Below are 19,635 nucleotides of genomic sequence, written 5' to 3' on the forward strand. Positions count from 1 at the left end.
TGGCCCCGGGTGAGACAAGTGCATTCTCGCCGCGACGCTGTCGACGCCACGCGAGCCGACGCGCCGATTCACCCCAACGTCGGCCGCGATCCGCGAGCGGCTCCCCACAACGGAGCCCGACCGGGGCTGAACACGTCAGTCGTCGGCGTTCTCGGCGTCATCTGCCGCTCGACCGCGGCCAAGCCCCAGCCGCCCGGGCAATGCCTGGACGGACTGACGAGCGCCCCCTGCGCCGTCCCGGACACGCCCTACGGCCGAACCTGCCCCTCGTCGGACCGCGTTGATGCCGGTAGAACCGGTGTCGATCGCTCGGTCACGGACCTCACTGGCCGCGGCCGACCAGCGGCGCACTTCCACCGCTTCACCAGTCGGCTCCAGACCGAGGAGGCCGTGAAAGCTCCTGATGGAGCCACTCACCTGGTCGCTGGCGCGCACGGCTTTGGGAGACGCGGCCGGGTGTAGCAGGACCTTCTCGTTGGCAATAGCAGCCGCCAAGATGATCCGCGTCAGCAACTGCTCGGTGGCCCGACCGATGTCCGTCAGTCGCTTCCGGCGGGCCTCCCCCAGCCCGCGCCGGTGACCGTCGACCTCGTCTGGCGACGCGTCTAGCACTCGGTCGAGCTCGAGGACGTCGAGCCCCTCCTGCAGCTGGAAGGTCCGTGCCAGCACAGCCAACCACTCCTGCGTCGACATCGCGGCGGCTGCGGCGGCGTCCGCGATGTCCGACACCTTCCCGGCGGACTCGAGCTTGCCGGCTAGCGCGTCGAGCTGCGCCAGCGCGTAGCCCTGGACCTCAGCGATGGTCGTGGACAGGTTCTGCACCTTCGACCATGTGACCTCGTCAACCTTGCCGCGAGCTCGGCTGACCGTCATCGCCTCGTCAATAGCCATTCCCGCACCGGTGAGCCGCGAGACCACCGAGTCCTTCTGGGCACGCAGGACGTCATCGAGCTTCGCGTCAATACGCTCGAGGTAGTCGGTGATCTCGTCCATCGTCTGTTGCATCGCAAGCTGCGCCATCATGCCGGCCGCGCCAGCCAGCATGGCCGGATTCGTGAGGGCCGTACCCGGGCCACGGACGAACTCGACGAAGCCCTTGACCTGGCCCTTCTCCCCCTTCAAGACGCCGGTCGAAAGGCCGGTCTTAGAGCTCTTCCGGAGCCCGTACTTGTTCATGGACTTCGCCGACTCGCTGCTGAGCTTCACCCAGCGGCCCGAGTTCGCAGTGATGTCTGAGGCGCCCTGCGCCGCTGCCGACCCCGTCGACAGGAGGCCGCGAAGGCGGCCCACGCCCAGCCCCGTCGACGACGGGCCCACCGCGACCAGGCCCTCGGCGGCGAGGAACTGCTCGACAGCGTTGGGGTTCCCGATGACAGCCAGACCGTGGTCATCGGCCACCAGCTGGATCTCCTCGCCCTCCAGGGGCTGGTCATGACTCACGCGCTGTCCACCATCCTCAGTGCTCTGTCCGTCCGTGCGGGTGCGAATGCTGCTGAGCTGGTAGGGGTACGGCGTTCGAGACCTAGCCCGCCTCGTCGCCACACCAGATCAGGCCGGACGTGTGCGTCGCCGCCGGTCGGAAGCCACCATGACCAGAGCCGAATAGACAGGTGCCTTCACCGAAGACGCCCATCTGGCCCCCTCATCGCGGGGTCGGAACGTGTGAGCGTCAACCTACGCCACGCACTTGTCGCACGGGCGGGAACCGGGGACCAATGAAAGGTCCCTCGGATGCGCGCGCAGCACCATCGAAACGGCGGCCTGAGGGCCGGTTTGGGGTCACCGCATTGACTCAACGAGCCCCAAGCCGCAGATCACGCCTGTACAACGCAGAAGGCCCCCACCGTCTCCGGTGGGGGCCTTCTGATCCTGCTCGGTGGAGCTGAGGGGACTCGAACCCCTGACCCTCTGCATGCCATGCAGATGCGCTACCAGCTGCGCCACAGCCCCGCCGTTTCCCGCCGGTCTCCCGGCGAGCAACCTGAAGAATATTAGCCTGCCGTCCGCGACTGCGCGAATCGGGGGTCGGGGGCCGTGCGGTTGTAGGCCACGAGGCGCCACGACGGCTCGCCGTCACGCGGTGCGTGACGCTCACGGAGCACCGCCCAGCCGCAGTTGTCCATGCCGGCGTACGCCGACGGCTCGCTGGCTGTGCCGGCCACGAGGCCCTCTACGGCCACTCGCAGCGCGGCCCCGTGGGCCACACCGACCGCCACCTCGCCCGGAGCGATCGACGCGGCCAGCTCCGTCAGGCACGCCGTGGTGCGCGACCGGACGTCCTCCACACCCTCCGCTCCCGGCACCGATGACCAGCGGCCGGTGACGAAGTCGGCGTACTCGCAGGGGTGGGCGGCCGAGTACTCGGCGTGCGTGATGCCCTCCCGCTCCCCCAGCCCGAACTCCCGCAGCCGCGGGTCGGTGCGCAGCTCGAGGCCGGCCTCGCGGGCGACGTACGACGCGGTGACCGCGGCCCGCTGGAGGTCGGAGGTCCAGACGGCGACGGGGCGGTACGCGGCGATGTGCGGCGCGACGGCCTCCGCCTGCGCGAGGCCGGTCTCGTCGAGCTCGGAGTCGATCTGGCCCTGGACGCGTCCGGACGCGTTCCAGGAGGTGCGCCCGTGGCGCAGCAGCACGAGGGTGCGCGGCGACGGCGCGCCCGCAGGCTCGCGAGGCAGCGTGGGTGGAGCCTCAGCCACCGGTGCGCGGGAGCACGTCGGCCGGCAGCTTGATCACCGGGCAGTCGCGCCACAGCCGCTCGAGGGCGTAGAACTGGCGCTCCTCCTCGTGCTGCACGTGCACGACGATGGTGCCGTAGTCGATGAGCACCCAGCGGCCGTCGCGCTCGCCCTCGCGGCGGATGGGCTTGGCGCCGATCTCGCGCAGCTTGTCTTCCACCTCGTCGACGATCGCCTTCACCTGGCGCTCGTTGCCGGCGCCCGCGATCACGAAGGCGTCGGTGATGGCCAGCTGCTCGCTGACGTCGAAGGCGAGGATGTCGGAGGCGAGCTTCTCGGAGGCGGCGCGCGCCGCGGCGTGCACCAGCTCGATGGCCTGGTCGGTGGCGGTCATGCGGTTCCTTCTGTCTGGGTGGTGAGCACCGGGGCGCCGGGGGCGCTCTCGGTCTCGTAGAGGTGGTGCTTGGCGATGTACTGCACGACGCCGTCGGGCACGAGGTACCAGACCGGCTGGTCGCGCGCCGTACGCATGCGGCAGTCGGTCGACGAGATCGCCAGCGCCGGGATCTCGAGGATCGTCACGCGGTCGGACGGGATGGCCGCGACGGTCGCCGGGTCCATCGTGTAGCCCGGCCGCGTGCAGCCGACGAAGCTCGCGAGCTCGAAGAGGTCACCCGGCTCGCGCCACGTGAAGATGTCGCCGAGGGCGTCGGCGCCCGTGATGAAGAAGAGCTCGGCCTCGGGCAGCTGGTCGCGCAGGTCGCGCAGCGTGTCGACCGTGTACGTCGGGCCCGCCCGGTCGATGTCGACGCGGGAGACGCGGAAGCGCGGGTTCGACGCGGTCGCGATGACCGTCATCAGGTAGCGGTGCTCGGCCGGCGAGACCTCGCGTCCGGACTTCTGCCACGGGTCGCCCGTCGGCACGAAGACGACCTCGTCGAGGTCGAAGAACGACTGCACCTCCGACGCCGCCACGAGGTGCCCGTGGTGGATCGGGTCGAACGTGCCACCCATGACGCCGACACGGCGCGGCCGCGGCACGCCCGGAGGCGGTGACGGGTCGCGGCGCCCCGGCTGGGCGGTCACGTCAGCTGTGCTCGCGCCCGCCGGCGAACGAGATGAGGCCCGCCAGGAGGGCGAGGAACATCACGAAGACGAGGGCCCCGACGATGTAGGGCCACGGGCTGTGCTCCTCGCCGCCGGCCTCGGACGCCAGCACTGCGAACTCGTTCAACGACATGACGGGGATCCTACCGGTTTCACCGCACGTGGCCGTCGCCGGTCACGACGTACTTGGTCGAGGTCATCTCGGGCAGCCCCATCGGGCCCCGCGCGTGCAGCTTCTGGGTGCTGATGCCGATCTCCGCGCCGAAGCCGAACTCGCCCCCGTCGGTGAAGCGGGTGGAGGCGTTGACCAGCACCGCGGCCGAGTCGACGGCGGCGACGAAGCGCCGGGCGGCGCCCTGGTCCTCCGTCACGATCGCGTCGGAGTGGCCGCTCGAGAAGCGCCGGATGTGGGTGATCGCCTCCTCGACGTCGGCCACGACGGCGGCCGAGATGTCGAGCGAGAGGTACTCCTCGGCGAAGTCGTCGTCGGTGGCGGCGACCACCCCGTCGTACTCGGTGAAGCGGTCGTCGCCGTGGATGGTGACGCCCCGCTCGGCCAGCGCGTCGATGACGAGCGGCAGGAAGTCGTCGGCGATCTCGGCGTGCACGAGCAGCGACTCGGCGGCGTTGCAGACCGAGGTGCGATGGGTCTTGGCGTTGACCACGATCGCGAGGGCCTTCTCGACGTCGGCGGCCGCGTCGACGTACACGTGGCAGTTGCCCACCCCGGTCTCGATGACGGGCACCGTCGACTCCTCGACCACCGACCGGATGAGGCCGGCGCCGCCACGCGGGATGAGCACGTCGACGAGGCCACGGGCGCGCATGAGGGCCTTGACGCTCTCGTGGGTCTCCCCCGGCACCATCTGCACGACGTCGGCCGGCAGCCCGGCCGTCACGACCGCCTCGCGCAGCGCGGCCACAGTCGCCGCGTTGCTCGACCGGGCGCTCGAGCTGCCGCGCAGCAGCACGGAGTTGCCCGACTTCAGGCAGATGCCCGCCGCGTCGGCCGTCACGTTGGGGCGGGCCTCGTAGATCATGCCGACCACGCCGAACGGCACCCGCAGCTGGCGCAGCTCGAGGCCGTTGGGCAGCAGTCCGCCGCGCACGACCTCCCCCACCGGGTCGGGCAGGCCGGCGACGTCGCGCAGGCCCTGGGCCATGGCCGCGAGGCGGTCGGGGTCGAGGCGGAGCCGGTCGACGATGTTGGCCGGGGTGCCGCCCTCCTCGGCGCGGGCGACGTCCTCGGCGTTGGCCGCGAGGATCGCCGCCTCGTGGTCGCCCAGCGCGACGGCCATCGCCTCGAGGGCGGCGTCCTTGGTCGCGCGGGTGGCGGTCGCGAGGTCGTAGCCGGCCTCGCGGGCACGGCGCGCGGCGGCGAGGACGTCGTCGGAGGTCATCCCCCGAGGGTACGGCGCACGCCGCCCCCGGTGAGGCCCCCGCCCGCAGGCCGGACCGGGCCCACACGACCCGAGCCACCTCGCGGCGTCGCGGGGCGTCGCGGGGCGTCGCGGCGTCGCGGCGTCGCGGGTCGCGGGGCGCGGGGCGCGGGGCGCGGACCCAGGCCCGCACATCCCACCGGCGACAGTCCGCACCCACCACGACCCACCCAGGCCGCGGACCCACGCCCGCACATCCCACCGGCGACAGTCCGCACCCGCCGTCCGCCACGCCGCCCGCCACGCCGCCCGCCACGCCGCCCGCCACGCCGCCCCACCCCTCCCACCCGGACGCGACGAGCCCCCGCCCACCAGAGGTGGACGGGGGCTCGGGCGAACCCGGGAACGGGTCAGTTCTTGCGCGCCTCCACGGCGTCCGCCAGGGCGGGGAGCACCGCGTGCAGGTCGCCGACGACACCGAAGTCGACGAGCTCGAAGATCGGCGCCTCCTCGTCCTTGTTGACGGCGACGATCGTCTTCGACGTCTGCATGCCGGCGCGGTGCTGGATCGCACCGGAGATGCCGTTCGCGACGTACAGCTGCGGCGAGACCGTCTTGCCCGTCTGGCCCACCTGGAACGTGTGGGGCATCCAGCCGGAGTCGACGGCGGCACGCGAGGCGCCGACCGCCGCGCCCAGGGCGTCGGCGAGCTTCTCGACCGGGGCGAAGTCGCCGCCGGTGCCACGGCCGCCCGAGACCACGATGGCGGCCTCGGTCAGGTCGGGACGACCGGTGGACTGCCGCGGCTGGGCGGCCACGATCTGCGCGGTCTTGGCGGCGTCGGAGATCGTCGCGGCGAACTCCTCGACGGTGCCGGCGCCGGCGGTCTCCTCCGGGGAGGCCGAGTTCGGCTTGATCGCGATGATCGGGGTGCCCTTGGTGACCTTCGAGGTCACCGAGTAGTTGCCGGCGAAGACCGACTGGGTGGTGACGCCCTCGGCGGTCACGTCGACCGCGTCGGTGATGAGACCCGACGAGGTCTTGACCGCGAGACGGGCACCGATCTCCTTGCCCTCGCCGCCGGAGACGATGAGCACCGCGGCGGGCGACGTCTTCTCCACCAGCTGGGCGAGCACCTCGGCCTTGGGGGCCACGAGGTAGCCCTTGATCTCGGCGTCGTCGACGACGTAGACCTTCTCGGCGCCGTACTTCTTGACCGTCTCGACCGCACCGGCGGCCTGGTCGGCCGGGCCGATGAAGACCGCGGACGGCTCGCCGAGGCGGCGGGCGATCGTCAGCAGCTCGTTCGTGGGCTTGCGGACCGCGCCGTCGACGTGGTCGATGAGAACCAGAACCTCAGACATGTGCGCAGACCCTTCTCAGATGAACTTCTTCGAGGCGAGGAACTCGGCGAGCGCCGTGGCGCCCGACCCGTCCTCGTCGGTGACGATCTCGCCGGCCGTGCGCGGGGGACGCGCCGTGGCCTCCTCGACCGCGCTGTACGCGGCCTCGGCACCCACCTCGGACGCCTCGACACCCAGGTCGGACAGCGAGTAGGACTCCACCGGCTTCTTCTTGGCCGCCATGATGCCCTTGAAGGACGGGTAGCGGGCCTCGCCGGACTGGTCGGTCACCGAGAGCACGATCGGCAGCGTCGCGCCGATGACCTCGGTGGCGGTGTCGCCGTCGCGCTTGATGCGCACCTGGTCGCCCTGCGACTCGATGACGGAGGCCAGCGTGACCTGCGGGAGGCCGAGACGCTCGGCCACCATCGCGGGGACGACGCCGCCCGACGCGTCGGTCGACGCCATGCCGAAGACGACGAGGTCGACCTTCTGCTCGGAGCCGATCTTCTCGATCGCCTTGGCCAGCACCAGCGAGGTGCCGAGGTAGTCGGACCCGGCGATGGCGTCGTCGGAGACGTGGACGCCCTTGTCGGCACCCATCTGCAGCGCCTTGCGCACCGCGTCGGCCGCCTTGGCGGGGCCGACGGTCAGCGCGGTCACCGAGATCTCCTCGTCGCTGCGCTTCTCGCGCAGCTGCAGGGCCTGCTCGACGGCGTACTCGTCGAGCTCGGACAGCAGGCCGTCCACGCCCTCACGGTCGACCGTGTTGTCGGACTCGAACTTCCGGTCCGCCGTGGCGTCCGGTACGTGCTTCACACAGACAACAATGTTCATGGTGTGTGGCCTCGCGGCCCCTCCTGTGCATTGGGATGTGTAGCCGAGGCTACTAGCAGGTAACGAGCTGTCGACGTGGCATGCGTCATACGCCGCCAGCCCTCGTGGATCGTGCTGGACGTGCTGGTGGTGCGCAGACCGTGGAGCGGGTCAGGGGCGCACGAGGCGCTCGAGCACCCGGCCGAGAACCAGGTAGAAGGCAGCACCGAGGCCGTAGTTGACGAGCGCGTTCTTCGTGTCCGCGTTGTCGCCCGTGAAGGCCATGATGCCGTCGTCGATCGTGAAGACGCCCAGGTCGAAGAACCTCGCCAGGTCGAGCACGAGGGTCACGAGACCGTTGTTCTGGTTGGCGTCCACCGCGATGCAGAGAGCCGCGACGGCGAGCGACGTGGCCGCCACGAGGCAGAGGATCCAGATCACCTGGGCGAGCGCCGTGCGGCCCTGCGCCAGCGAGAACGAGGGCGCGGTGCGCTTCTTCTTGGTGGCCCCGGCGGGGGCCTCCGCAGCGGTGGCGGACTCCTGCGCGGGGGCGTCCTTGCCTGCGGGCTCCTGCGATGCGGCCACGGTCTCCATCCTCGTCCTCAGGGCACGTCCGGTCGGGCGCCAGTGTGACACACGGCATGGCGCTCGACCCGGGCGTCGCAGGGGTGGACACACCTGGTGTCACAGCGTGTGTCACTCCGACTCACCGACCGACGAACTTCGCCTTGCCGGGACCGTTCTCGACGAACGACCCCATGCCGATCGTGCGGTCCTCCGTCGCGAAGAGCGCGGCGAACTGCTGGCGCTCGATCTCGAGACCCGTGGCGAGGTCGACCTCGAGGCCCTTGTCGACCGACTCCTTCGCGGCCCTCAGCGCGTACGCCGCTGCGCCCGCGAACTGGGTCGCCCAGGCGACGGCGGCGCCGTACACCTCGGCGGCCGGGACGACCCGGTCGACGAGACCGATGGCGAGCGCCTCCTCCGCCTTCACGAAGCGACCGGTGAAGATGAGGTCCTTGGCGCGGGACGGGCCCACGAGGCGCGCGAGCCGCTGCGTGCCGCCGGCGCCCGGGATGACGCCGAGCAGGATCTCGGGCTGGCCGAGCACGGCGTCGTCGGCCGCGATCCGCACGTCGGCGCAGAGCGCGAGCTCGCAGCCCCCGCCGAGCGCGTAGCCGTTGACCGCGGCGACCACGGGCTTGGGGATGTCGGCGACGGCGCTGAACGCGGACTGCAGACCGCCGGAGCGCTTGACCATGTCGGTGTGCGACATGTCGGCCATCTCCTTGACGTCGGCACCCGCGGCGAAGACGCGCTCGCCGCCCCAGACCACGACGACCCGGACGTCGTCGCGCTCGGTCGCCTCGGCGGCCGCGGCCCGGATCTCCTCCTGGACCTGCACGTTCAGCGCGTTCATCTTCGGCCGGTCGAGCCGCAGCGTCGCGACGCCGTCGGCCACCTCGAGTCGTACGAACTCACCCATGTCTCGCCCACCTCTTCGTGTCGCGTCCACTGTCGTCGCGCCGCGGACGGCGTCCCCGGTCGACGGTACTGAGTACCACACCTCCGTGGGCGCCCGGGTGCTGCGCGTCTCACCCGGTGACCCGCGGAGCGGACCCTTCCACCCCCACGGAGGTACCCCGTCACCCACAATGTGTCCATGACGCCGGGACTGTGGAGCTTCAGCGGACAGACGTCCCCCGTGTGGCCGGGTCGCAACTGGCCCCTCGGCGCGACCTGGTCGGAGGAGTCGACGAACTTCGCCGTCTACGCCCCGCTGGCCACCGCCTGCTGGGTCTGCGTCTTCGACGACGAGGGCGCCGAGACCCGCCACGCCCTCACCGAGCGCTCCCTGGGCATCTGGCACGGCGCCCTGCCCGCCATCGCGCCCGGCACGCGCTACGGCTACCGCGTCGACGGCCCGTGGGACCCGGCGGAGGGCCTGCGCTTCAACGTCGCCCAGCTGCTGCTCGACCCCTACGGCCACGCCGTCTCCGGCGACATCGACCCGCAGCCGGCGCTCTTCGGCTACCGGTTCGACGACCACGCGAAGCGCAACCACGAGGACTCCGCGCCGTACACGGCCCGCAGCGTCGTCGTCGACCCCTCCTTCGACTGGGAGGGCGAGAAGCCCATGAAGCGCCGCTGGCGCGACTCCGTGCTCTACGAGCTGCACGTCAAGGGCTTCACGGCGCTGCACGACCGCGTGCCCGAGCACCTGCGCGGCACGTACGCCGGCCTGGGCACGCCCGCGGTCACCGACTACCTGCGCGACCTGGGCGTCACCGCGGTCGAGCTGCTGCCGTGCCACCAGTTCTTCTCCGAGCCGGGCCTCACCGAGCGCGGCACGGCGAACTACTGGGGCTACAACTCGATCGGCTACTTCGCGCCGCACAACGCGTACGCCGCCTCCGGCGACCGCGGCGAGCAGGTCACCGAGTTCAAGCAGATGGTGAAGGACCTGCACGCCGCCGGCATCGAGGTGATCCTCGACGTCGTCTACAACCACACCGCCGAGGCCGGACCGCTCGGCCCCACCCTCTCCTTCCGGGGGCTCGACGACCGCGGCTTCTACCGCCGCGTGCGACCGACCCCCGACCCGGAGACGGGCGAGCCGGGTGGCTTCGACGACACGTACTGGGACGTGACGGGCTGCGGCAACACGGTCAACAGCGAGGACCCGCTCGCCCTGCGGCTCATCCTCGACTCGCTGCGCTACTGGGTCACCGAGATGCACGTCGACGGCTTCCGCTTCGACCTCATGTCGGCCCTCACCCGCACCGGCTACTCGGTCGACATGAAGAGCGACCTGCTCGTCGCGATCGGCCAGGACCCCGTGCTGCGCCACGTGAAGCTCATCGCGGAGCCGTGGGACGCCTCGATGGACGGCTACCTCGTCGGCGCGATGCCGCCGCCGTGGGTGGAGTGGAACGACCAGTACCGCGACACGATGCGGGACTTCTGGCGCGGCCAGTCGTCGGGGGTGCGCACCGTCGCGACCCGCCTGGCCGGCAGCTCCGACCTGTACGCCGACGACGGCCGCTCGGCGTACAACTCGGTCAACTTCGTCACCGCGCACGACGGGTTCACGGTGCGCGACCTCGTCTCCTACGACCAAAAGCACAACGAGGCGAACGGCGAGGAGAACCGGGACGGCACCGACAACAACCGCTCCTGGAACCACGGCGTCGAGGGCGAGACCGACGACGCCCGCATCCTCGCCCGCCGCCGCCGGCAGGCCGCCAACCTGATGGCGACGCTCTGCTTCTCCAACGGCGTCCCGATGATCACGGCGGGCGACGAGCGCGGGCGCACGCAGCGCGGCAACAACAACGCCTACTGCCAGGACAACCCGACCTCGTGGATCGACTGGAGCCCCGACGACGCGTGGCTCGACGTCTACGTGATCACGAGGGCCGCGCTGCAGCTGCGCCGCGAGCACCCCGCGCTGCGCCAGCGGCACTGGTTCGAGGGCCGGCCCGCCATCCGCGGCGGACCGAAGGACCTGGCGTGGCTGCACCCGTCGGGCCGCGAGATGCAGGCGTCGGACTGGCACGACCACGACCTCAACGCCGTCGGGATGTTCGTCTCCGGCGCGCCCCTGCGCTCCCCCGGGCCGCGCGGCGAGCAGCAGATGGACGCCTCCTTCGTCATCTGGCTCAACGGCGGCCACCACCCCGTCGAGGTCTCGCTGCCCGAGAACGACTGGGTGCAGTCCGGCGAGGTCGTGCTCTCGACCGAGGCCGAGGTGCCGGCGGGCACGTCGGTGAAGGCGGGTGACCGGCTCACGTTCGGCAGCCGCACCGTCGTCGTCATGCGGCAGTCGCCGCGGCCGTGAGGCGGGGCCGCCGACGGATGGGGTGAGGCACCCACGGCGAGGCCGCCGCCCGTGGCAGCATCCTCGTCCGTGGCCCTCTCCTCCGACAACGGGTTCGTCGCGTTCCTCCGGCACGCGAAGCACAACCCGTCCGCGGTCCTGCTCGCCGTCCAGCTCGGCGGCATCCTCGTCTACCCGTTCCTCGGTGACTCCGCCGGCGGTCGGGCGGTGTTCGGCGTGCTCAGCGTCGTGGTGCTCACGCTGGCGGCGCTCGCCGTACGCATGACGCCGGCGCTGTCGTGGGTGGCCGCGCTGCTCGGGGTGCCCGTGCTGGCGTTCACGCTGCTCGAGGGGCTGCGGCCGGACGACGGCGGGATCGTGCTGACGTCGTCGGTGCTCCACGCGGTCTTCTACTTCTACACGGCGTACGCGCTCATCAAGTACATGTTCGACGACAACGTCGTCACCACCGACGAGCTCTACGCGACGGGCGCGACGTTCACCGTCGTGGCGTGGGGGTTCGCCTACGTCTACGCGGCCGTCCAGGTGATCTGGCCGGGGTCGTTCACGGCGGCCGTCGACCCCGAGGGGACGCGCACGTGGGTGGAGCTGCTGTTCCTCTCCGTCACCACGCTGACGAGCACGGGGCTCTCCGACATCGTGCCCGTCCAGGAGCACGCCCGGTCGTTCGTGATGATCGAGCAGATCGCCGGCATGCTCTACATCGCCCTGGTGATCGCGCGGATCATGGCGCTGATCTCCGCGCGGGCGGCCCGACGCGCCCGGGATTGACCCTTTGGGGTGAGCGGAGACCCGCGCTGACCTGCGCAGATGCGGTCGCGACTTGATACCTGCGGCCCCGGACCCCCTAGTGTGGAGCGCATGGTCGGACGCATCCCCGTCATGAACGTCTCACCCCTCGTCGATCTCGGTCGTCAGCCTGCCAAGGCGACCGTCGGCGAGCCTTTCCCCGTCTTCGCGACCGTGTTCCGGGAGGGACACGACCAGCTCGGCGCCGAGGTCGTCCTCACGGACCCCGCGGGCGTCCAGCGACCCCCCGTGCGGCTCCTCCCCCACGGCGAGGAGCCCAACGAGTACGCCGTGCACGTGACCCCGGACGTCGAGGGTCCGTGGACCTTCACGATCCAGGCCTGGTCCGACGTGATCGGCACCTGGCAGCACGACGCGGGCATCAAGATCCCGGCCGGCGTGGACGTCGAGCTGATGTTCACCGAGGCCCGCCTCATCCTCGAGCGCATCCGCGTCGCCGAGACCCTCGACGCCGACGAGGAGGCCGTGCTGAGCGCGGCCGTCGCGGCCGCCGAGGCCGTCGGCGAGCCCGCCGGCGCCCGCCAGGCCGTGCTCACCTCCCCCGAGGTGGACGCGCTGTTCGCCGCGCACCCCGTGCGCGAGCTCGTCACGCTCGAGGGCCCCTACCCCTTCTACGTCGACCGCGAGCGCGCGCTCTTCGGCAGCTGGTACGAGTTCTTCCCCCGCTCCGAGGGCGCGAGCGTCGACGCGTCCGGCACGATCGTCAGCGGCACCTTCGCCACCGCCGCGGAGCGCCTGCCCGCCGTCGCCGAGAACGGCTTCGACGTCGTCTACCTCCCCCCGATCCACCCGATCGGCGAGGTCAACCGCAAGGGCCCGAACAACACCCTGACGCCCGGCCCGGAGGACCCCGGCTCGCCGTGGGCCATCGGCTCGAAGGACGGCGGCCACGACGCCATCCACCCCGACCTCGGCACGTTCGCCGACTTCGACGCCTTCGTGGCCCGCGCGACGTCGCTCGGCCTCGAGGTCGCGCTCGACCTCGCGCTGCAGGCGGCGCCCGACCACCCCTGGGTGACGGACCACCCCGAGTGGTTCACCACCCGCGCCGACGGCACGATCGCGTACGCCGAGAACCCGCCGAAGAAGTACCAGGACATCTACCCGATCAACTTCGACAACGACCCGACCGGCATCTGCCGCGAGGTGCTCCGCATCGTCAAGCTCTGGATGAGCCACGGGGTCCGCATCTTCCGCGTCGACAACCCCCACACGAAGCCGGTCGCGTTCTGGGAGTGGCTGCTCGCCGAGATCCGCCGTACCGACCCCGACGTGATCTTCCTGGCCGAGGCCTTCACGAAGCCCGCCATGATGCGCGGGCTCGGCGCCGTCGGCTTCCACCAGTCGTACACCTACTTCACCTGGCGCACCGCGAAGTGGGAGATCGAGGAGTACCTGACGGAGCTCAGCACCGAGACCGACCACCTGATGCGGCCGAACTTCTTCGTCAACACCCCCGACATCCTGCACGGCTTCCTGCAGTACGGCGGGCCGGCGGCGTTCAAGATCCGGGCCGCGCTGGCGGCGACGAGCTCCCCCACGTGGGGCGTCTACGCCGGCTACGAGCTCTTCGAGCACGTCGCCGTCAAGCCGGGCAGCGAGGAGTACCTCGACACGGAGAAGTTCCAGGTGCGCATCCGCGACTGGGAGACCGCCGAGGCCGAGGGCCGCACGCTCACGCCGTACCTGCGCCGCCTCAACGAGGTGCGCCGCGACCACCGGTCGCTGCAGCTGCTGCGCAACATCACGCTGCACCACAGCGACGACGACCACGTGCTCGTCTACAGCAAGCGGGCCACCGCGGCCGACGGCAGCGACGACCGCGTCATCGTGGTGATCAACCTCGACCCCCACGCCACCCGCGAGACGACCGTCCGCCTCGACATGCCGTCGCTCGGCCTTGACTGGGCCGACTCGTTCGAGGTCACCGACGCCTTCACCGGCGAGACGTGGACCTGGCACGACCACAACTACGTCCGTCTCGACCCGGCCCACGAGCCGGCCCACGTGCTGACCGTCAGGAGCCTGCGATGACCGCCCCCACGTCCGAGCCCGGTGCCGAGGGCGGTCTGACCACCGCCGACCTCTCCGAGGTGCAGGCGAACGACCGCAGCGCCGGTACGTCGGACTCCGGCGTCGTCGGCTCGCCCGGCCAGCCGATCAACACCACCCCCGACTGGTTCAAGACGGCCGTCTTCTACGAGGTCCTCGTTCGCTCGTTCAAGGACTCCAACGGCGACGGCACCGGCGACTTCAAGGGCCTGGTCGAGAAGCTCGACTACCTGCAGTGGCTCGGCGTCGACTGCCTCTGGATCCCGCCGTTCTTCCCCTCCCCGCTGCGCGACGGCGGGTACGACGTGGCCGACTACAACGGTGTGCACCCCGAGATCGGCACCGTCGACGACTTCCACGTGTTCCTCGACGAGGCCCACAAGCGCGGCATGCGCGTGATCATCGACTTCGTCATGAACCACACGAGCGACCAGCACGAGTGGTTCCAGGAGAGCCGGAACAACCCCGACGGCCCGTACGGCGACTTCTACGTCTGGTCCGACAACGACGACCTCTACGCCGACGCGCGCGTCATCTTCGTCGACACCGAGCCGTCGAACTGGACCTGGGACCCGGTGCGCCAGCAGTACTTCTGGCACCGGTTCTTCAGCCACCAGCCCGACCTGAACTTCGACAACCCCGCCGTCTGCGACGCGATGATCGAGGCGATGGCGTTCTGGCTCGACATGGGCATGGACGGGTTCCGCCTCGACGCGGTGCCCTACCTCTACGAGCGCCCGGGCACCAACGGCGAGAACCTGCCGGAGACCCACGACCTGCTGAAGCGCGTCCGCCGGTTCGTCGACGAGAACTACCCGGGCCGAGTGCTGCTGTGCGAGGCCAACCAGTGGCCCGCCGACGTCGTGGAGTACTTCGGCGACTTCGAGTCCGGTGGCGACGAGTGCCACATGGCGTTCCACTTCCCCGTCATGCCGCGCATCTTCATGGCCGTGCGCCGCGAGTCGCGCTTCCCGATCTCGGAGATCCTCGAGCAGACGCCCGAGATCCCGTCGAACTGCCAGTGGGGCATCTTCCTGCGCAACCACGACGAGCTGACGCTCGAGATGGTGACCGACGAGGACCGCGACTACATGTGGTCCGAGTACGCCCAGGACCCGCGGATGAAGGCCAACATCGGCATCCGGCGACGACTGGCGCCGCTGCTCGACAACGACATCAACCGGCTCGAGCTGTTCAACGCGCTCCTGCTGTCGCTGCCCGGCTCCCCCGTCCTCTACTACGGCGACGAGATCGGGATGGGCGACAACATCTGGCTCGGCGACCGCGACGGCGTGCGCACGCCGATGCAGTGGACGCCCGACCGCAACGCCGGCTTCTCGGTCGCCAACCCCGGCAAGCTCTCGCTGCCGCTGGTGCAGGACCCGGTCTACGGCTACCAGAGCGTGAACGTCGAGGCCCAGCTCGAGAACTCCTCGTCGCTGCTGCACTGGACGCGCCGGCTGCTCCAGGTGCGCCGCGGCCACCCGGCGTTCGGGCTCGGCTCGTTCCACGACCTCGGCGGCTCCAACCCGAGCGTGCTCTCCTACGTGCGCGAGTACGTCGACGAGGACGGCCACTCCGACGTGATCCTCTGCGTCAACAACCTCTCCCGCTTCCCCCAGCCGGTCGAGCTCGACCTGCGCCGGTTCGAGGGCTCGGGCCTGGTGGAGCTGCTGGGCGGCGTGCCGTTCCCGACCATCGGCGAGCTGCCGTACCTGCTCACCGTCGGCTCCTACGGCTTCTACTGGTTCCGCATCACCTCGCCCGAGAACGACCACGGCGAGACCACCCGCGACGGAGGCCACCGGTGAGCGACCCCACGAACGTCCCCCCGAACTCGACCGACCCCGGCTCCCCCGCGGCCGGCCACGACGGCGCCGGTGACCGCGACGAGGCCGGGGCCTCGGTCGCGGAGCGGCTCCACGACTTCGTCTCCTCCGCCCGCTGGTTCGGCGGCAAGGGCCGGCCGTTCACGGTCGGCACGCTCCGCCGCCAGGGCGACCTCGGCGGGACCGGCAGCGCGGACGACCCGTACGTCGCCCTCGACCTCGTCACGATCGACTACGACGACGGCGACCAGGAGCTCTACCAGGTGCCGCTCGCCTGCTACCGCGACCGCCAGGAGCGGCTCGACCACGCCTTCATCGGCTGGTGGGACGTGCCGGGCCTCGGTGCCCCCGGGCAGGCCGACTCGGGCTGGGCGCACGTGTACGACGCCCCGCACGACCGCGTCGCGCTGCGCGCCTGGCTGGTGGCGTTCGAGCGGGCCCGCGACAACGCCGTCGACCCCGCCAACGCGCTGGCGTTCCACCGCCTCCCCGGCCACGACCTCGACGTCGACGCGCGGGGCAGCCTCTTCAGCGGCGAGCAGTCGAACTCCTCGGTGATGTACGGCGAGGACGCCCTGATGAAGATCTTCCGCAAGGTCACGCCCGGCGTGAACCCCGACGTGCAGATCCACGACGTCCTGACCCGGACGGGCTCCGACCACGTCGCCGCCCTCTACGGCTGGCTCGACGTGGTCGACGACACCGAGGACTCGGTCATCCAGCTCGCGATGCTGCAGCAGTTCCTGCGCACCGCCAGCGACGGCTCCGACCTCGCTCAGGCGTCGGTGCGCAACCTCTTCGCCGAGGCCGACCTGCACGCCGACGAGGTCGGCGGCGACTTCGCCGGCGAGTCCGCCCGCCTGGGCGTCGCCCTCGCGGAGACGCACGGCACGCTGGCCGAGCACTTCCCCGTCGAGGTCCGCCGGGGCGAGGCCACCGCCGCGCTGGCGGCCGCGATGAACCGTCGCCTCGACAGCGCCCTGGAGATCGTGCCCGAGCTGGCGGCCCACGCCGACACGCTGCGCGCCCAGTTCGCGGCCGTCGGCGCCCTCGCGGAGGTGCCGGTGCAGCGCATCCACGGCGACCTCCACCTGGGCCAGACCCTGCGCACGACCAAGGGCTGGAAGATCGTGGACTTCGAGGGCGAGCCCGCCAAGCCGCTGTCGGAGCGCCTGCTGCCCGACTCCGTGTGGCGCGACGTGGCGGGCATGCTGCGCTCCTTCGACTACGCCCCGCGCGTCGTCGCCCGGTCGCTGGAGTCGCCCGACCCCTCCATCGCCGAGCAGCGCGACTACCGCGCCGAGGAGTGGGCCGGCCACAACCGCCGGGTCTTCCTCGCGGCGTACGCCGGCCGTGACCTCACGTCCGACGAGTCGACCCTGCTGACGGCGTACGTCGCCGACAAGGCCGTCTACGAGGCGGTCTACGAGACCCGCAACCGCCCCTCATGGGTGGGCATCCCGCTCGCCGCGATCGCTCGGATCGGAGCCGCATGACCACCACCCCCGGCACTCCCGGAACCCCCGCCACCCCCGGCCCGCTGCCGGTCGACGTCGCCGAGCTCGACCAGGTCGTCGCCGGCGAGCACGGCCACCCCCACGCGGTGCTCGGCCCGCACCCCCACGAGGGTGCGGTGACCGTGCGCGTGCTGAAGCCGCTGGCGTCGTCCGTCGAGGTCGCCTACCGCGGCGCGACGCCCGGCCGGGTCTCGCTCACGCACGAGCACGGCGGCATCTGGGTCGGGGTCCTCCCCGTCGCCGACGTGCCCGACTACCGCCTCCACGTCGCGTACGACGGCGGCTCGCCCGCCGAGCTCGACGACCCTTACCGGTTCCTGCCCACGCTCGGCGAGACCGACCTCCACCTCGTCAACGAGGGCCGCCACGAGCAGCTGTGGGACGTGCTCGGCGCCCACGTGCACCACTACGCCACCGCCGACGGCGGCACCGTCAGCGGCACCGCGTTCGCCGTCTGGGCGCCGCGCGCCCGCGCCGTACGCGTCAAGGCCGACTTCAACGGGTGGGACGGTCGCGAGCAGCCGCTGCGCCAGCTCGGCAGCTCGGGCGTCTGGGAGCTCTTCGTGCCCGGCGTCGGCTCCGGCACCCACTACAAGTACGCCGTGCTCGGCGCCGACGGCGTGTGGCGCGAGAAGGCCGACCCCATGGCGTCCGCCTCCGAGGTCGCCCCGCTCACCGCGTCCGTCGTGTTCGAGTCGCAGCACACCTGGGGCGACGACGCGTGGATGGCCGAGCGCGCGCAGAAGCAGCCCGTGGCCGAGGCCATGTCGATCTACGAGGTGCACCTCGCCTCGTGGCGCCGCGGCCGGTCGTACGACGAGCTGGCCGACGAGCTGGTGCCGTACCTCGCCGACCTCGGCTTCACCCACGTCGAGCTGATGCCGGTGATGCAGCACCCGTTCGGCGGCTCGTGGGGCTACCACGTGACGTCGTACTACGCGACCGACCCGCGCTTCGGCGACCCCGACGGCTTCCGCCGCCTCGTCGACCGGCTCCACCAGGCCGGCATCGGCGTCATCCTCGACTGGGTGCCGGGCCACTTCGCCACCGACGAGTGGGCGCTCGTGCAGTTCGACGGCAGCCCGCTCTACGAGGACCCGAACCCGCAGCGCGGCTGGCACAAGGAGTGGGGCAGCCACATCTTCGACTTCGGTCGACGCGAGGTGCGCAACTTCCTCGTGGCGAACGCGCTCTACTGGCTCGAGGAGTTCCACGCCGACGGCCTGCGCGTCGACGGCGTCGCCTCGATGCTCTACCTCGACTACTCCCGCGAGGAGGGCGAGTGGACGCCGAACGTGCACGGCGGCCGCGAGAACCTCGAGGCCGTGCAGTTCCTCCAGGAGATGAACGCCACCGTCTACAAGCGCGTGCCGGGCGTCGTCACCATCGCCGAGGAGTCGACGTCGTGGCCGGGCGTCACGCGGCCCACCGCGAACGACGGGCTCGGCTTCGGCTTCAAGTGGAACATGGGCTGGATGCACGACTCGCTGGGCTACATGGCCCACGACCCCGTGCACCGCGCCTACCACCACGGCGAGATGACGTTCTCGCTCGTCTACGCGTTCTCCGAGAACTTCGTGCTGCCGATCAGCCACGACGAGGTCGTGCACGGCAAGGGCTCGCTGCTGCGCAAGATGCCGGGCGACCGGTGGCGCCAGCTCGCGAACCTGCGCGCCTACCTGGCCTTCATGTGGGCCCACCCGGGCAAGCAGCTGCTGTTCATGGGCTCCGAGATGGGCCAGGAGTCGGAGTGGGCCGAGTCCCGCGAGCTCGACTGGTGGCTGCTCGACCACCCGGAGCACCGCGGCGTCCACTCCCTGGTGCGCGACCTCAACCGCACGTACGCCGCCTCCCCCGCGCTGTACGGCGCCGACAACGACCCGGCCGGGTTCGTGTGGCTCGACGGCAGCGACGCCGCCCGCAACACGTTCTCGTTCGTCCGCCGCTCCCCCGGCGCCCCCGACGTGGCGTGCGTGGCGAACTTCGCCGCGTCGCCGCACGAGGGCTACCGCCTCGGGCTGCCGTCGGCGGGTCGCTGGGAAGAGGTGCTCAACACCGACGCGGAGGTCTACGCCGGGTCGGGCGTCGGCAACCTGGGCGCCGTCGAGGCCGTCGCCGGCGACCACGCCGGGCAGCCGGCGTACGCCGACATCGTGGCGCCGCCGCTCGCGACCGTGTGGTTCCGGAAGGTCGAGGACTGACCCCGCGCAGTTTCGCCGCTCGAGCGGCGAAACTGGAACCTTGCGACCTGAATTCAGGGCGCAAG

General features: G+C 71.2%; 16 protein-coding genes and 1 tRNA gene. 6 read left to right on the forward strand and 11 right to left on the reverse strand.

The genetic code is table 11. The features are described from left to right. Window positions 1-135: 135 nt before the first annotated feature. The 11 genes from K329_RS24100 to K329_RS0102490 all read right to left on the reverse strand — a co-directional run bounded on the left by K329_RS24100 (window position 136) and on the right by K329_RS0102490 (window position 8,806). The gene (locus tag K329_RS24100; RefSeq protein ID WP_211225713.1) at window positions 136-1,440 is read right to left on the reverse strand and encodes a hypothetical protein; all 1,305 of its coding nucleotides are present in this window, start codon (window positions 1,438-1,440) and stop codon (window positions 136-138) included. Between the two features lie 437 nt (window positions 1,441-1,877). After that, window positions 1,878-1,950, reverse strand: a tRNA-Ala gene (locus K329_RS0102445). A gap of 41 nt (window positions 1,951-1,991) precedes the next feature. Then, on the reverse strand, window positions 1,992-2,696 hold the full coding sequence (locus tag K329_RS0102450) for a histidine phosphatase family protein (protein WP_084540929.1): 705 nt from the start codon (window positions 2,694-2,696) through the stop codon (window positions 1,992-1,994). Next, window positions 2,689-3,069 (reverse strand): ribosome silencing factor, encoded by a 381-nt coding sequence (gene rsfS, locus K329_RS0102455; protein WP_028471815.1) that lies wholly within the window; start codon window positions 3,067-3,069, stop codon window positions 2,689-2,691. Before rsfS ends, K329_RS0102450 begins: the two co-directional genes overlap by 8 nt. After that, window positions 3,066-3,716, reverse strand: coding sequence for a nicotinate-nucleotide adenylyltransferase (gene nadD / locus K329_RS24105; protein WP_281169796.1), 651 nt, complete (start codon window positions 3,714-3,716; stop codon window positions 3,066-3,068). Before nadD ends, rsfS begins: the two co-directional genes overlap by 4 nt. Before the next feature lie 46 nt (window positions 3,717-3,762). After that, window positions 3,763-3,915 carry a hypothetical protein gene (locus K329_RS31185; RefSeq protein WP_169721560.1) on the reverse strand — a complete coding sequence of 51 codons (153 nt, stop codon included), beginning with the start codon at window positions 3,913-3,915 and terminating at the stop codon, window positions 3,763-3,765. Window positions 3,916-3,934: 19 nt separating this feature from the next. Further along, window positions 3,935-5,182: a glutamate-5-semialdehyde dehydrogenase gene (locus tag K329_RS0102470; protein WP_028471816.1), complete on the reverse strand. Its 1,248-nt coding sequence runs from the start codon at window positions 5,180-5,182 to the stop codon at window positions 3,935-3,937. A 389-nt stretch (window positions 5,183-5,571) separates the two neighbouring features. Then, window positions 5,572-6,525, reverse strand: coding sequence for an electron transfer flavoprotein subunit alpha/FixB family protein (locus K329_RS0102475; RefSeq protein ID WP_028471817.1), 954 nt, complete (start codon window positions 6,523-6,525; stop codon window positions 5,572-5,574). A gap of 15 nt (window positions 6,526-6,540) precedes the next feature. Continuing rightward, complete coding sequence (locus K329_RS0102480; protein WP_245596415.1) at window positions 6,541-7,323, reverse strand: electron transfer flavoprotein subunit beta/FixA family protein; 783 nt, start codon at window positions 7,321-7,323, stop codon at window positions 6,541-6,543. A gap of 168 nt (window positions 7,324-7,491) precedes the next feature. Continuing rightward, on the reverse strand, window positions 7,492-7,905 hold the full coding sequence (locus tag K329_RS24110; RefSeq protein ID WP_245596416.1) for a hypothetical protein: 414 nt from the start codon (window positions 7,903-7,905) through the stop codon (window positions 7,492-7,494). 121 nt (window positions 7,906-8,026) lie between these two features. Continuing rightward, window positions 8,027-8,806, reverse strand: a complete 780-nt coding sequence (locus K329_RS0102490; protein ID WP_028471819.1) for an enoyl-CoA hydratase/isomerase family protein — start codon at window positions 8,804-8,806, stop codon at window positions 8,027-8,029. A 177-nt stretch (window positions 8,807-8,983) separates the two neighbouring features. Between K329_RS0102490 and glgX the strand changes: the two genes are divergently transcribed. The 6 genes from glgX (at window position 8,984) to glgB (ending at window position 19,570) form a co-directional block, all read left to right on the forward strand. Then, window positions 8,984-11,161 (forward strand): glycogen debranching protein GlgX, encoded by a 2,178-nt coding sequence (gene glgX, locus K329_RS0102495; protein ID WP_028471820.1) that lies wholly within the window; start codon window positions 8,984-8,986, stop codon window positions 11,159-11,161. Window positions 11,162-11,230: 69 nt separating this feature from the next. Continuing rightward, window positions 11,231-11,932 (forward strand): ion channel, encoded by a 702-nt coding sequence (locus K329_RS24115; protein ID WP_052336274.1) that lies wholly within the window; start codon window positions 11,231-11,233, stop codon window positions 11,930-11,932. A 90-nt stretch (window positions 11,933-12,022) separates the two neighbouring features. Then, window positions 12,023-14,005 carry an alpha-1,4-glucan--maltose-1-phosphate maltosyltransferase gene (locus K329_RS0102505; protein ID WP_028471821.1) on the forward strand — a complete coding sequence of 661 codons (1,983 nt, stop codon included), beginning with the start codon at window positions 12,023-12,025 and terminating at the stop codon, window positions 14,003-14,005. After that, window positions 14,002-15,834: a maltose alpha-D-glucosyltransferase gene (gene treS / locus K329_RS24120; protein ID WP_084540932.1), complete on the forward strand. Its 1,833-nt coding sequence runs from the start codon at window positions 14,002-14,004 to the stop codon at window positions 15,832-15,834. The genes K329_RS0102505 and treS overlap by 4 nt, the downstream gene beginning before the upstream one ends. Further along, the gene (locus K329_RS0102515; RefSeq protein WP_028471822.1) at window positions 15,831-17,348 is read left to right on the forward strand and encodes a maltokinase N-terminal cap-like domain-containing protein; all 1,518 of its coding nucleotides are present in this window, start codon (window positions 15,831-15,833) and stop codon (window positions 17,346-17,348) included. The genes treS and K329_RS0102515 overlap by 4 nt, the downstream gene beginning before the upstream one ends. Beyond that, on the forward strand, window positions 17,345-19,570 hold the full coding sequence (gene glgB, locus K329_RS0102520; protein WP_028471823.1) for a 1,4-alpha-glucan branching protein GlgB: 2,226 nt from the start codon (window positions 17,345-17,347) through the stop codon (window positions 19,568-19,570). The genes K329_RS0102515 and glgB overlap by 4 nt, the downstream gene beginning before the upstream one ends. Window positions 19,571-19,635 lie beyond the last annotated feature (65 nt).

This window comes from Nocardioides alkalitolerans DSM 16699 (assembly GCF_000426525.1).
Classification (GTDB): Bacteria; Actinomycetota; Actinomycetes; order Propionibacteriales; family Nocardioidaceae; genus Nocardioides; species Nocardioides alkalitolerans.

Bases quoted from the DNA above. Each gene is read 5' to 3' on its own strand.
- rsfS (WP_028471815.1), bottom strand. From the start codon at position 3,069: ATGACCGCCACCGACCAGGCCATCGAGCTGGTGCACGCCGCGGCGCGC.
- K329_RS31185 (WP_169721560.1), bottom strand. From the start codon at position 3,915: ATGTCGTTGAACGAGTTCGCAGTGCTGGCGTCCGAGGCCGGCGGCGAG.
- K329_RS0102470 (WP_028471816.1), bottom strand. From the start codon at position 5,182: ATGACCTCCGACGACGTCCTCGCCGCCGCGCGCCGTGCCCGCGAGGCC.
- K329_RS0102475 (WP_028471817.1), bottom strand. From the start codon at position 6,525: ATGTCTGAGGTTCTGGTTCTCATCGACCACGTCGACGGCGCGGTCCGC.
- K329_RS0102490 (WP_028471819.1), bottom strand. From the start codon at position 8,806: ATGGGTGAGTTCGTACGACTCGAGGTGGCCGACGGCGTCGCGACGCTG.
- glgX (WP_028471820.1), top strand. From the start codon at position 8,984: ATGACGCCGGGACTGTGGAGCTTCAGCGGACAGACGTCCCCCGTGTGG.
- K329_RS0102505 (WP_028471821.1), top strand. From the start codon at position 12,023: ATGGTCGGACGCATCCCCGTCATGAACGTCTCACCCCTCGTCGATCTC.
- treS (WP_084540932.1), top strand. From the start codon at position 14,002: ATGACCGCCCCCACGTCCGAGCCCGGTGCCGAGGGCGGTCTGACCACC.
- glgB (WP_028471823.1), top strand. From the start codon at position 17,345: ATGACCACCACCCCCGGCACTCCCGGAACCCCCGCCACCCCCGGCCCG.